The following is a 14,848-nucleotide window of genomic DNA, read 5'->3' on the forward strand; positions in this document are numbered from 1 at the left end:
CTAACACCCCACTCCCCTAAACTTCTAATAAATTTTCTAGGCGATCGAGAACTATATCGGTGATACACTTAATCCGGTATAAACAGGCTTTAGTATCTGTGGAGTTGAAAGTGCCATTTTCCCAATATTTGTTACTACCAGCACCCCCCCCACAAACCCCAAAATAATCGCATTTTTGACGACATAAATCGACTCCACCGCGCATATCAGCGTAAATTTTTTGAAATTTCTCAGTTTCACAGATAGATTCTAGGGAATCGGTCAAAACATTACCAAAGATAAAATCGCCGTAGGGTTGGGTTTTAATCGATAGTAATTCAGGATCAAAGGTGGAAAAATTACCTTGATTATCAAAATTGACAATCATAAAAGGTCGATTCATATCGGTATTTTCTAAGCGTTCATCGGCATAAATCAAACTACAGATCGATTCAAATTCCCGCAGCTTAAATTCTCCTTGTTTGGCCGTGACTAACTCCCAAAATCTGGCGATAAACTGGCGATAACGTTGTTCAATACCTAATTTATCTAAGGAAGATTGCGAATGAATACCCTCGGTTTCTTCCATATTAAAAGCCACATCAGTAAGACCATGATCCCAAAAAAAGTTAAAAATTTCGTCGGGATATTCGAGAGAATCTTCTGTTAAAACAGCGATGATACTGACATCAATTTCATGTTTTTGCAAGAAAGAAATCCCCCGCATAGTAGCAGCATGACTGCCAGTTCCCTTGCGGTTTTGCCGGTGGATATCGTGAATAAAAGCCGGTCCATCAAGACTGACTCCCACATAAACATCATGCTTTTTAAATAATTGACACCAAGCATCGTTAATATAAGTGGCGTTAGTTTGTACTGAATGACGAAAACAGTAACCCTGCTGATTATATTTCTCGCTAACTTCTGCAATTTTAGCAAAGGCACTTTCATAAAAACTGATGGGAACTGCTAAGGGTTCGCCGGCGTGCCAGCAAATGGTAAAATCATCTTGGAGAAAACGACTACTAAAAACCCTCTGAAAAATCGGCTCGATTAAATCTAAGGATAGGGTATTTTTTAAATGGCGATCGGGTAAATAACAGTAATCACAATTGAGATTACAAAAAGAAGTCGGCTGCACGACTACTAAAGTAATTGGACCACAATCCGACCAATCTATATTTATGGTTTTTTTCATGATTCTATTGTTTAAATTCTCACTTAAGTATGATAACTGATTCTGGGAAGTCTATCTTAATTCTACCTATACTATTTCCTATTCCCTCAATAATAAATAATATAATTGACCCGGAGTATTAATTAAACCGGCTCTCTCGCCAGCATTTTTTCCTGTTCCCATAAAAATATCTACCCTCCCAGTACCTTTAATTGCGCTGCCAGTATCTTGATCGAGAACATAGCGACTCACTAATTTTTTATTAAGATTTCCTTGGGGAATTTCTGTCTCAATTACTGCTAAAGCGCCGGGGGGAAAAATACTTTTATCTGTAGCGATCGATCTTTCTGGTAAAACCGGAACTCCAATACTACCAGTGGGAGGCGCACCGTGGGTTTCTCGAAAGAAAATAAACCGATTATTGCGGGGAATATAATTCTTTAATTGCTCAGGATTATTTCTGAGAAAATCCAAAACCATTGGTAAGGTTAAACCCTCAGCAGGAAAAATACCATCAGCAATCATTTCTTTTCCCAGACTTGTGTAGGGATGCTCGGTATTGCCATCAAAACCGATGCTCATAATTTGACCCTTAGGTAAACGTAATTTCGCCGAACCTTGCACATGAACTAAATAAGCTTCTAAGCGATCTTTTAACCAGACTAATTCGTATCCCGCCAGACGGCTATTTTCCGCCAGTAAACCATCTTTTCCCTCTAATTCTACCCTAGCTGGATGGGGTTTAGACCAGCGAGAAAAGTTAGCAGGTCGGCGATAAAGAGGATATTTATACTCGGCGTTTTTTTGCCGACTTGCTTGATAAATTGGCTCAAAATAACCAGTAAATTTAACATTTCCCTGGCTATCATTACCTAAAGAACGATACCAAATAAATTCTTTTTTAACTGCCTTTTGTAGAGCTGCGGGAGTGGGAGAATTCTGCACTAATTGACGAAACCGTACTAAGGAACGCTGCACTCGCTGACGAGTTATTTCAGGAATAGGATAATTTTCATAGGCGCGGATCGCCGCCGAGCTATTCAGATAACGTAAACTATGATCGATCGCTTGTAGTAGGGTTTTTTTGTCCGTTAGCAGTCGTTCATCGTATCCCGTAGATGTTCCCAATTGTGAGATTTCAAGGCGTTCTAGGGGCAAATTTGCGGGGGTGAGGGCAATTAATCCCAAGCTGAGGGGGAGGATTGTCAAAAGGTGTTTCATGGTGATAGGAATGGGCAGCTATTGACTCGATTATACTAAATCCGTTGAGTATAGGCTGCTTATGAGGACAGGCAAAAGGCAATAGGCAATAGGCAAAAGAGGAAATAGATAATCAGTTTTTAATAACTGGATTTAGTATTAACAATCAGGAAGGATAAATGAGAAAAGTTGTTTCTTGTTTATATCCTTAGGATAGTTGTTGTCGATAAATCTTAATTTGTTCCAAGCGAGGGCCTAACTTAGAAATAATGGTAAATTCTAAATTTTAGTAATATAAATGTTCTCCCACCTTCGGTATTTGTTGAGAATACCGATAAAAGGCTTAAAAATCCTGGAAATAACGCCAATAGGTGCCGCTAATAACCGCGCCATCGGTTCGGCATAAATTAAAGCTAGGGATTTGGGATAAAGTTCCCCAAAAACTATCTGGAGATAGGCCACGATTAAAAAAGCTAGACAAAGAGAGAACCCATGGGAGAGAAGATTTTGCCAGTTTAAAGAAAAGGGTAAAAAACTTAGTAATTTCTTCACAAAAACGGTCATGGTACTCTCCCCAATCCAACCTAAAGCTAAACTAGAAAGGGTGATGCCTAATTGGGTAGTGGAAAGTAAGCGATCGAGACTTCTTTGTAGAGATTGGACCGTCTGCGCTGGCACATCTCCCGCAGCCATTAGCTGAATGATGCGGGTACGACAGACAGACACAAGCGAAAATTCCGCCGCTACGAAAAAAGCATTGAGGACGATTAGTAAAAAGACTAAAATTAAACGAGCCAATCTTACCCCAGCCTAGTCCTTTTTCAGCAAACCCTAATTAAACCTTGATCTGACCACTAGCAGTGTACCAAAAGCAATCAGTCCCAAGCTCAAGTTAGGTTCGGGGACGGTAGTTGGGGGATTTGATACACCTGTAACAGAACCAGTGACGATATCACCATTAAAATCACTAACAACATCATTTAAAGTAACTGTCCCTTCTGCTGTCGTTAAAAAGGGAGAGTTAAAAACTAGAGAGAGGCTATTAGAGCCATTAACCCAATCAATAGCTTCTATACCACTCCCAGTAGGATTAGCTAAACTAATGTTAACTAAGTCAGCCTTCGTGAAATTGAGAGGGCCAATTATAATGTTACTAAAAGTAAGACTGGGAGTTGCACTATTTTCATTGTCGATGGTGAAACTACCGGTAATCGGGTTAGTTCCAGCCAGAGAACCATTATTAATAGTCCAAGTCAGTGCCTGAACTGGTATAGCGGTCAAGAAGCTACTAACAAGCAGGGTTGTTGTAGCAGCTAAGAGCAAGTTGGGTGGGTTGATTTTCATCTTGTTTATCCGAGTTAAATTTTGGTTATTGGTGAGTAATTAGAGAGAGACAAACCATTCAGGATGATTGTTCAATCCCGTGAGAGAATTACCGAGATTGTCAGTAACATAAGCTAAGACTTCAGTTCCCAAAAGAATTTGGTTGCTGTTAAAGCTTAACTGTCCGAAGTTGATTCCACTGAGAGCCAATTTATCGCCTTGAGCAGAGTTGAAATCAAGAATGCGATCGCTGCCATTTCCTGACTTGAGAACGAAGCTATCAGCACCCGCACCGCCATAGAGAAAATCTGAACCTAAACCACCATCAAGTAGATCATCTCCTTCTTCTCCATAAAGTTTATCTATATTTCCCTCACCATAGAGACTGTCATTACCACTTCCACCGTTGAGAACATCTCGTTGGTTGGAACCGATTAACAAGTCATCACCAGCACCACTTTCTAAGCGGTAAGTACCGGATTTACCCAAAGCATCGATGAGATCATTTGTTGGGGTTCCTTTAATCACGCTACCGCTAGAGGGAACTAATACTGGGTGAAACACTTGTAGGGTGAAGTTTGTACTAACACTTGCTCCCGCTTTATCAGTTGCAGTTACTTTTAGATTCAGATTACCAACATCATTGTAAGCAGGAGTTCCACTAAAAGTTTTGGTTGTTGGGTCAAAGGTTAACCAACTGGGTAAAGCATCACCGTTACTGAGGGTAGCTGAATAAGTCAGGGTATCGTTTAGATCAACATCAACAAAGGTATTAGTGGGAATTGGGAAGTTGAAATTGGTATCTTGTGTGGCGGTTTGATTGCTGATCGGATTTTGGACACTTGGTGCAGTATTATTTAGGGGATTAAAGGCAATTCCCTGTTCAATCCAGACCTCAATGGCGGTATTTGTAATGCCATAAATTTCATAAACTGCTCCATCATAGGCATCAGAGCCTAATTTAGTCCAAGGTACAGTGGAAGGATCGGAGTAATAAGCACTTGAAGCAACACCGTTAATCAACAGCTTTTTATTGCCGTCGAGCATTTGCAGCAAGCTAGACTGATTAAATTGAACGGAATTATTGTAGCCAATATCAACAGCTTCAATATTAAACAGATGACCAATGTTAGCATCTAGATAAAGCCGAGTTTGTTGACCTATTGTTTGGGGAATAAAGATAGTGTCAAAACCCCCACCTCCATCAATTTTACCGATAGTTTTACTATCAGTGCCGAATTCACCACCTAAGCCAATTTGATCATCTCCTTCGCCGCCGAAAGCATAAATCTGAGAAGTGTTAGCGGTGGGGATTAACATAAAGTCATCGCCATTTTGACCCCGCAACACAATCTTAGGAGTAGTAACATTCGAGGGAATGGTAAAAACATCATTACCATTAGTCCCATCAAAAAAGGTATAGTTATTGCTATTTTGTTGATTTACAGTTAACCAATCTTGCCCATAAATTGCGTAGGTCAATTGGTAATTAAAATCCGACATCAGAAAATCATCGTAACCGTCACCATTAATATCCCCGGCTGCACCCTGCTGGTAGAGAGTCGTGCGATTGGGTAGTCCTTGAACAGAGATAGAAGTAGCGAAGGTATTAGTCGCATCACCTAACAAAAGTTGCCCATTAATGGTAGGAGCAGTTTGAGACAGCAAAATATCATCATAGCCATCGGCATTAACATCACCAACAGCATTCGGTAGTTGGGCCACACTTGTTATTGGTAGTGGATAATTGCTGTCTTCTGTTGATAAGACAACTTGCTTATTTGTTCCAAATTGCGACAGGTTAGAGCCGCCGTAAAACACCTCACTATTGAAACCAGAGTAGAACTCGCTAGAATCATACGATTCCGCATAAGCTGAGCTAAGAATATCTAAATAACCATCGCCGTTAAAGTCTCCTGATGTGTTCTGCACATAACTATCATAAGAAGCCCCTAAAGAACCTCCAGCTTCGATGATAATTTGAGGCGAAAGAGCACTACTGATCACCTGAATTTTGCCATTAACGTATTGCCAAATTGAGGGCTCAATAACATAATAAAAGGCCATATCATCCCCAAATCCCCCCACGATGAAAATTTCATCAATCCCATCAGCATTAAAATCGGTGGCACTGAGCGTCAAGGTTGGCGGAAGGGGATAGTTACTTTGATTGGGAAGTGAAATAGTCTGGCTAAAAGCAGGCTGACTGTTAATACCCGAAGCTGACCCTAAATAACCGTTGATATTATTACCATCTCCCAACACCAGAAGATCATCATATCCGTCGCCGTTAATATCCCCACTCACGATTTGGGAAGGATTACTGGGTAGAGATGCTAATGGTTTTTGCGTCGATAGGACATCTTCAAGAAGGCTATTTCCGTAGTTAACAGGGACAGCATCAACGATGAACGGATTGAGAGTTTGACCAGCAGAGAGAGTTGTTCCGTCATCTAGTGGTGACTCTCCATGCAAAACTTTAAGAATCTGACCATGGCTATCAATTATACCCAGATCTCCTTGATTATCCAAAGCCAAGAAGGCTCCCGGATTTCCGGCTGTATTACTTGCCCATACTGCTATACCACCGGCATTATAGATGACGAGGTTACCATCACCTTGCATAATGACATATTGCCCGCCTTGCCCGTTAGTATTTGAAGCCCACACTGCTCCAGCACCATCATATAAGACAAGATTGCCATCAGCTTGCATGATTAATTCATAATTTCCCGCCACAATATTGTATGTACTACTCCCTTGGGCAAAATCAGCATATCCGTCAGCATTGAAATCCCCAGCAGCCAGCAATTGAACCGATAGAGTTGCAACGAGATTGTCACCAAGATTGAGAGCAAAAGTTCTTTGACTGCTGGTATTAGTTAGAGTACTGGCTCCTAAGGTTAACTGATTACCGCCTGGTATTCCCTTCAAAGAAGTATTAACAAAGTCGTCAAAGCCGTCGCCGTTGACATCTCCTACCCCAACAGCCGCATTAGGATTAACTTCGATAAAACCATTATCACTGCGTAAATCATTGACATTCAGGGAAAGTCCGCCTTGTAACCAAGGATGTCCAATGGCCACATAAGCCTCACTATGACCATTACCATCATTACTACTAGGAGCCCCCAAAATAATATCATCTCCCCCCGTATTAGAACCGTAATCGCCATTAATATCACCAATACCATTAAGATTCTGTCCCACATTACCTGCATTAGAAGGATTACTATTACTTAATGGGTTGGCCACCCCTTGGTATTGGAAAACACGAGAATCCGTTAGATTGGGATCGAGATAAATTGTGCCACCCGATGAGAAGGCATTTGTACTGCCAAAGACTATATAGGCACTACCAGCATTACCATAAGCAAAAGGTGCGCCGATGAGTAAATCACTAATTTTGTCATTGTTAATATCACCTCCATTAGCAACAGCCCAACCCGCTTGTCCTAAAGCTAAATTCCCTTCAAATGTCACTCCTTTACCCGCGCCAATAGAGGCTAAACTCGAAGGTAATGAACCAGAGTTTCCGAATATTACATAAACTTTGCCGAGATTAGTAGTACCACTAACCGCCGCATTAGGCGCACCGATTACTAAATCTAAATGACCATCTCCATTCAAATCTAGGGTGGTTATCGCATTACCAACTCCATCATAAAAACCGTAGTTTGTAGCAGGATCACTACTGGGTTTACCTGTACTTGGATTCAGTTTACCGTTAATTTTTCCACTGGTAAAGCTGGTTATGCCATCAAAAACCCAGTTAGTTGTGCTAGAAGTGCTGGTTAAGTTGATAGATGCGTTGGTATTTGACCAATTAAATTGGGTTCCTGATAATACATAAATTGCACCGCCATAACCGCGAATATCTTGAGGATTGCTGGGATCACTTACTGGATTAACGACAGGTGCTCCGATGGCTAAATCAAGTTTACCATCTTCATTCAAATCTAAAACCTGTAAAGCAGACCCTAAACCTTGACCCGGACTGGGAGCGTTAATGGTAGCAATAAGACTGGTGGTAATGTTGTTACCCGATCCAGATAATTGATAGACTTTCACCTGATTACTTAAAGGAGAACCCACTATTAATTCAGGTGTTCCATCTCCATTTAAGTCTGCTAAAAGGATCGTTTCTCCAAAGCCATCGCTACTATTTCCTGTGAGGGGTGATGCAGCTAAAGTATTAAGCGCTACCGTGCTACTGTTGTTGGGAATTACTGTCTTATCGAAGATATAAATATTGCTATCGTTCGTTCCCCCACCGTTAGTTGAATTGGGAGCGGCTATCGCATACCAAGTATTAGTAGAACCAACCCAAGAACTAAGACTGCTACCACTTTGGGGAGAGGCGGATGTAGATGGTGTTCCCCCAGTAATTTTGACTACTTTTTGCGTTGACTCGGGATTATCTAAATCAAGTCCTTGGTCTGAAACTTGCACACTAGCAGACCCAAAAACCAAATATACACTACCGTCACTATTATTAGCTCCCGGTGCAGAAATCCAGAAATCATCAAGGGGTGCATTGTTATTATTACTATTGGTATCACCGTTTACATTCCCCGCACTACCTAAAGCTTGACCTAATTGATCATTGAATGGACCAATCATGGAAAAACCACTATCTATAGCCAATAAGTTAATCGTTTGGTTGGTATCCTGTAAAGTGGCGTAAGCGGTTAAAGTGGTTTGTTGACCATCTTGGAGGATTAACTTAAATTTCTCATTGAGATGTTCTAACAAGTTATCGTCAAAAATATTCACCTCAATGGTTTTGCTGGTTTCGCCGGGAGCAAAGGTGAGGGTTCCAGCTTTATGTTCGTAATCGGCTCCGGCGGTGGCACTAATATCTACTGTGCGATAATTTAGGGTTTTGCTAGTATTGATGTCACCTTCTCGCGTAATGGTAAAAGTCACTTTTCCTTCATTTTCTTTGACGGTTTTATGACTCACTGAGAAGACACTGTTACTGGTGCTACCGGTGGTGGGATTACTAATGATATTATCAATCTGCTCCGGTGGTGTCGGATTAGAATCTGTTTGGATAGAATTAGCCGTATTCCAATTATTTCCGTTATAAATACTTTGGCCAAGACTGGAGGTTCCGGTTGTGGAATCAAGTACAACCCAACCTAAAGTAATACTATTATTACTAGCATTAACATTGATGCTAGAAAAACTCAAATTAGAGCCGGAAAGGGTAGCAACGCTAGATTGATAGTTTTTCCAACTTCCTGTCGTTCCACTAGGGACCCAAAAGGCGACAGATAAGTTAGTTTGAGCCGTTTCTCCTGAACCTGTGCTAGTTGTCCATATAGCGAGAACACCGTAGGGAGTTGAGGTTAAACTCTGTACAGATTGACCAGGTTGTAACCAAGGGATGGCTGTAGGGGTTGAATTATTGGTATTTAAGGTTCCATTACTTACTTGTCCGATGACATAGTTGGAGGTGATGGTTTGTTGTAATTGATTGAGAGCTTCACTGGAAACGGTATTAGGCGCACCGACTAATAAATCGGCTTTACCATCGTTGTTTAAGTCTCCTACTGCACTAACAGAAGACCCACTGAGTTGATTTGCGCCTCCTTGACCGATTATATAACCCTGAACAGTTGTGCCGATGTTACTAACATTAATATTAGCGACGCTGCCAATATTGTTACTCTTTCCTCCGTAGATGACATAACTTACACCGGCTTGATTATTACCTCCATTGGGTTCACCAATTAGTAAATCTCCTACACCATCACCGTTTAAGTCGCCAGCACCGGTAACTTCGGTTCCAGCACCGGTAATAGTAAAGCCATTTGTTCCATTGATTCCGGAGAAACCAACACTGTTATTTTGAGTTGAAGAAAGACTGGAATTACCAAAAACAATGTAGCTATTTCCCGCAATATAATTCCCATTAGCATCTTCAGTGGCGGGATAGCCAACAATGACATCGTTAATACCGTCGTCGTTAACATCACCGGCGCTACTGACTTGTAATGGTGCAGGGTTGTCTAAATCATCAAAAATAACAAAGCCTTGACCTGGGTTTATGGTTCCTAAGTCTAGGGTTTGAGTGGATAAATTTGCACCAAATAGGATAACTGCGGCTCCTGTTCCACCGATGAGGAGGTCAGCTTTTCCATCCTGATTAATGTCTGGAATTAGAGCCGTGCTAGTTATATCTAGCAGGGTTTCTCCATTAATTGCTGAGGTACTGTTAGTCAGGGTAATTGTCCCACCTAGATAACTTTGAGTGGTCAAATTAGAGTTGGAGTTATTAGAAACAATGCTATTACCTTCGTTTAGGCGACTAACTCTTGAAGTATTGGGATTTGTGCCTTGATGGAGAGTGTAAATATTATTCCCTTGCTGATTGCGAATATACAGACCCCCATCCTCGCCCAACGCAAGATAAGCCCCCTGATTTCCCTCTGTATTGGTTGACCAGTAGGAGAGTGGAGCTAAACCCGCCCATTCATATAATACAAAGTTGCCGTCTGATTGCATGACAGCTTGATAATAAGTGGCATATTGAGGCTCTGAGGGGGAAGTTGTGGTACTCCAAACTTTAGTATTAGTGGTTTGATTAAATAAGACTAAATAACCATTTTCGTCGATGCTCAGAGTAAATAGCTCGTTAGCAATCGATTGGGACAGTATTAGGGTAATTTCCCCTGATTCTTGATTAGCATTGGGTGACATGATGGCGTAGTCTGCTTGACCATCTCCATTAAAGTCATAACCCCCTGTTACGACTGAACCAAAACGGTCACCAGCTTGTCCATTGGGGTTAGTAATTTGTTGTCCGTAAGCAGGATTATTGCTGAGTAAAGTATCAATATCAGTGATGCTTTGAGGCGTTTCAAATAAGGTTCCCCCATAGAGTAAATAAGCGCCTCCTTGATTATTATTGAGACCAGGCGCACCAATAATTAAATCACTCTTACCATCGTTATTGACATCTCCTGCATTGGCAATACTATAACCCAATTCACTCAAGGCTTGTCCTGTTAAAAGCAGTCCATTACTACCCAAATTATTGAGGTCATTAACTTGGTTATAGTCTTCTGCAAATACCACATAAACGCCGCCTTGTTCATCATCAAAATCTGGTGCAGTCATGGCAAAATCAGTTTTACCACCACTATTAACATCTCCTAAAGCCGTTACTGCTTGACCAAAGCTGGCAAAGTATTCATTGTCTAAAGTCCAATAAAAACCCGAAGCGTTAGCATTGGCAGGATTTTCTGAGAAAGTCCCTAAATCAACCTGATTATCTCCTGTTTGTCCATATACTACATAAACTTGTCCCGGTGGGGTAGTCGCAATCTGCTGTACGGTGGGATTATTGATTGATTCATATTGCCAAGTAATTAAAACATTACCATTCGTATCTAGGGCAATATTTGACTGTTGATTTGCTCCGGCTGTATTTGAGATAGCTTGTAAACTGTTGGCATTCCAAGTAACACCATTACTTCCTAAGGTTCCATTCAAAAAGTATAAGTAGGAAAGATTGGCTGAATTATCATCCACACTTCCTGTAAATGTCCCGTAAACTGTTGTTCCATCAGCAGCAATGATGTAGGATATATCACTACTATCAATTAAATCGTTGACATCCTCTCCTAATAATGCAGCGTAACCGGGTTGGGTTAGATAAATTGTGGAATTAGGCTCTGATGAAACCCTGACAGGTAATCCTCGGCTATTTTGAGTGACAGTGCTTTCCCCACTTGAGCCTGAATCTTTAATTCGGATATAATAACCATAGGAAATAGAAAACAAAAAGAAGTTAAATTCAGCCTTAATTTTATTAGTATAAACCGCTTCTTCAAAACCACTGGCATTAAAATCTTCTGTTTGAACGCCTTTGACGGATACGCCAATAAATCCCTTAAGCCCACTAGCCTTAACATAAAGACCAGTCCCTATTCCAGCATTAAAGGTTCCATGACGTAAAGCATCTGCTAAAAAGCTAAAAAATTTAGTTGTATCTAGATGCCATTCAAGAGCAGAATTAGGGGTTTCTTCTGTGGGTGGATTACCGTTGTTATCAACCAATTTGAAAAAGTAATCGCTGGCTTGTATGCTTCCTAAGTTGGTTGTATTACTGTCAAATTCAATGTCTGCCGCAGCACCTATTTCTATTTGGACTACTGGCCCGCCACTAAGACTCAAAACTCCAGCTTGACTAAGTTCATCTAATAGTTCACCCGCCGCTGTTGTAAAAAGCAAGTCTAGGATAAATTGAATTGCATTTACTTCTAATTCAAATTCACCCCCTGCTTTGGCTTTAACACTAGAAGGATAGCTACTAATTTCTTTCCATTCTCCACTACCTTGAGCATAAGCTGAGAAATCCAAAGAAACATAGCCTTTGAATAGACCAGCAGCAAGACTATTAGACGTTGCCGTACTTTGAGCTCCTCCTGCTTCCCTGCCGAAAGTTAAACTAAGTCTTAAGCTATTAGCTGCAACGGGAGACTGACTGCTAAATTTTTGAGTGGCAGTATCAATTTCGACACCGATATTCAAAGAAAAACCGTGCAGTTTCTTCAGTATTTTGGCGAAGTTACCTGTCTCTAAACTAAGAGAAGTATTAGTAGGGAGGGTAATAATTCCCGATGCTCCGTCCAAAGCCCCCGGAACGATTGAGTAGGTAAATTCTGTTCCTTTGGGTTTAAAGGTTAATTGATTTGAGTCAGTGACTGTTACAGGAAGTTGACTAATATTGACCAGTTGACTAACGGTCTGGTTATTTTTCCGAGTTGTCACTAAAATATTATTATCACCTAAAGCCACAACTTCTAGATTATCATCTTCCAATTCATCGTCAGTCAATTGAGTGGGAGAACTCCATTGATAGCCGCCATAAATAGAAGAACTTAGGGAAGAAGTATAAACTTCTGAGTTATTGCCACTTCCCCCTATCCAAGAAGCAACAACTCCTCCATTTTGTGTCTTAGTTAAGGTTAAATTGGCGGTGCTTCCTTGACTTTGGCTTCCAATACCACTATTAAGGGGTGTCACCCCAACATATTGACCATTAGTCCCAGAGGGTTGATAACCGTAATAGATTTGTCCGTTTTGATTCCAAACTGCATGGGTGACACCATTACCATCTGTAACAGTCGTCATACCAAAGGGTTGTCCACTGGAGTTGTTTAACCCTAAAATTGAGCTAATATTGCCAACTTGATAAGGAACACTTAGGTTAGTTATTCCGTATAAAATTCCCGTTTCGTCGATTTGAATTTGACTAAAAACGGGTAAGTTAGCAATAATATTATCCAACTCAATAAAGGTACTAGCACCACTTGACCAAGCATAAATATTGCCGCTATTGTCTAAACCCAACAGAGTTTGACTGTTGAGAGAAACTATTTGTTGGAAAGCGGGATTATTACCCCCATTAAATAGATTAAAATTCGTTCCATCCCAGAGGTAAAGACCACCTTGATTATCTAATGCCCAAACCGAGCCATCCCCTTTTCCTGTTGTAATCTGAGTAACACCACTCAGACCAGTACCAAAACCTGCGTCAAATTGTTGTGTCGTTGTATTCCAGACATATTGTTGAATGCGATTAGACAGATCGAACTTGATAATTGTCCAAATCTCATTATCATTAATAGCAGAAAAAGAAGCAAAAAAGTCTGTATTGGTGGCTGATTGCACTAGAATTGGATCTGCCCATATCTGAGAAGTGCTATTCCAAGACGTTAGATAATAACCCGCTTGTCCTGAAATATTACTGTAGATTAAAGCATAAAAATTACCCGCATTGTCAGAATCTATACCAACAATCTGACTTGGTGCTGGCAAACTCGATACATCGACCAGACTGTAATTTTGAGTGGCATTATCCCAGTAGTAATATTGCCCATTTGTCGTACGAGCTAATCGCTGAGTAGAATGGCTCACGATAGTTTGTTGAATCGTACTATAGTCTATCAGATTACTCATGGCGATTTAGTGTTCTAGATAAATTGGGAACAGATAAGCCTTTTTCTCTCTTTCTTATTGGGATTGGACGGCTTAAATTTTCAATAAAAACATTGTAGCATTTTTCCAGATGTCAATACTGTCCAGGGTGAGATCATCTCAAACGCTATTGACAATTGACCAATTTTGTGATCTGCGTGGGCAATTCAATTGATACCAGTCAATCAGAATAGTTACGAAATCTTCATAATTTGATCGATTTTTGCTTAACAATTGAGAGGGCAAATTCTCCTCAAATATGTCTGAATCGCTCCCTGGGTAAGCAACTTACATATAGTGCTTTTCACGTTACTGAGGTATCGACAAGTTTTGCCAACAAAGGGTTCAAGCTCCTTGCTCATACCTCATTCTTATGAAAACTGCTATAAAGTTGATTTTGTCAAGAATTATTAAGATGTGCTTACCCTGATAGGAGTAGGCAGCTATTGACTCGATTAACCATCAAGAAGGATAAATGAGAAAAGTTGTTTCTTGTTTATATCATGAGGATGGTTGTTGACGATAAATCTTAATTTGTTCCAAGCGAGGGCCGACCTTAGAAATAATGGTAAATTCTAAATTTTGGTAATATAATTGTTCTCCCACCCTCGGTATTTTTTGCCAATGATGGAGGATAAAACCAGCTAGGGTTTGGTATTCATCGGCCAAGGGTAAGCTTAAATTTAATGCTTTGTTCACGTCCTCTAAATTCATTTGTGCTTGTACGAGAAAAGTCGATTCATCGAGGATTTGATATTCCACTGTTCCCGATTCATCACTAGGGGAAAAAGTTCCCAGAATCTCACCAATTAAATCTTTTAGGGTTAATAACCCTGCTGTTCTGCCAAATTCATCCACAATGATAACCATCTTTAAGGATGATTCCTGCATCACTATCAGTAATTCATTTAAAGCAGTGGTTTCGGGGAAAAAACGCACAGGTTTTAACCAAGGTTTAATCGGGGTTGTTAAATTTAACTGACCCTGAGCAAGGGGTAAAGCTAAATCTTTAAAATCGATCAGACCACGGATATCATCACCAGAATCTCCTGCCACAGGATAACAAGAATAGCCACTGTTAACCACGTTGAGCAATAATTCCTGAAAAGTTGCGGTCGAGGGAATAGCTATTAAACGGTTATGGGGAACCATAATTTCTGCCGCAGTGATTTCGCT

General features: G+C 40.5%; 5 protein-coding genes and 1 pseudogene. All 6 read right to left on the reverse strand.

Annotated features, from left to right (window positions below; translation table 11 throughout):
* Positions 1 to 16 precede the first annotated feature (16 nt).
* Positions 17 to 1,177, reverse strand: coding sequence for a cyclophane-forming radical SAM/SPASM peptide maturase GrrM/OscB (grrM, locus tag IQ242_RS04350; protein WP_193959150.1), 1,161 nt, complete (start codon positions 1,175 to 1,177; stop codon positions 17 to 19).
* A gap of 78 nt (positions 1,178 to 1,255) precedes the next feature.
* Positions 1,256 to 2,377 carry a murein transglycosylase A gene (locus tag IQ242_RS04355; protein ID WP_193959151.1) on the reverse strand — a complete coding sequence of 374 codons (1,122 nt, stop codon included), beginning with the start codon at positions 2,375 to 2,377 and terminating at the stop codon, positions 1,256 to 1,258.
* Positions 2,378 to 2,662: 285 nt separating this feature from the next.
* Positions 2,663 to 3,154, reverse strand: a pseudogene (locus IQ242_RS04360) (CNNM domain-containing protein); the annotation flags it as partial.
* Between the two features lie 33 nt (positions 3,155 to 3,187).
* Entirely contained in the window at positions 3,188 to 3,700 is a 513-nt protein-coding gene (locus IQ242_RS04365) for a PEP-CTERM sorting domain-containing protein (protein WP_193959152.1), read from the reverse strand.
* 39 nt (positions 3,701 to 3,739) lie between these two features.
* A complete protein-coding gene (locus tag IQ242_RS04370; RefSeq protein WP_193959153.1) occupies positions 3,740 to 13,654 on the reverse strand; it encodes an FG-GAP-like repeat-containing protein in 9,915 nt (3,304 codons plus the stop codon).
* A gap of 519 nt (positions 13,655 to 14,173) precedes the next feature.
* A partial coding sequence (locus tag IQ242_RS04375; protein ID WP_193959154.1) for a hemolysin family protein occupies positions 14,174 to 14,848 on the reverse strand: 675 nt, incomplete at its 5' end.

The organism is Microcystis sp. LEGE 08355, from assembly GCF_015207185.1.
In the GTDB taxonomy this organism is placed as follows: Bacteria; Cyanobacteriota; Cyanobacteriia; order Cyanobacteriales; family Microcystaceae; genus Microcystis; species Microcystis panniformis.

Excerpts from the sequence above, each read along its gene's own strand:
- grrM (WP_193959150.1), bottom strand. The coding sequence starts at position 1,177 with ATGAAAAAAACCATAAATATAGATTGGTCGGATTGTGGTCCAATTACT.
- IQ242_RS04355 (WP_193959151.1), bottom strand. The coding sequence starts at position 2,377 with ATGAAACACCTTTTGACAATCCTCCCCCTCAGCTTGGGATTAATTGCC.
- IQ242_RS04365 (WP_193959152.1), bottom strand. The coding sequence starts at position 3,700 with ATGAAAATCAACCCACCCAACTTGCTCTTAGCTGCTACAACAACCCTG.
- IQ242_RS04370 (WP_193959153.1), bottom strand. The coding sequence starts at position 13,654 with ATGAGTAATCTGATAGACTATAGTACGATTCAACAAACTATCGTGAGC.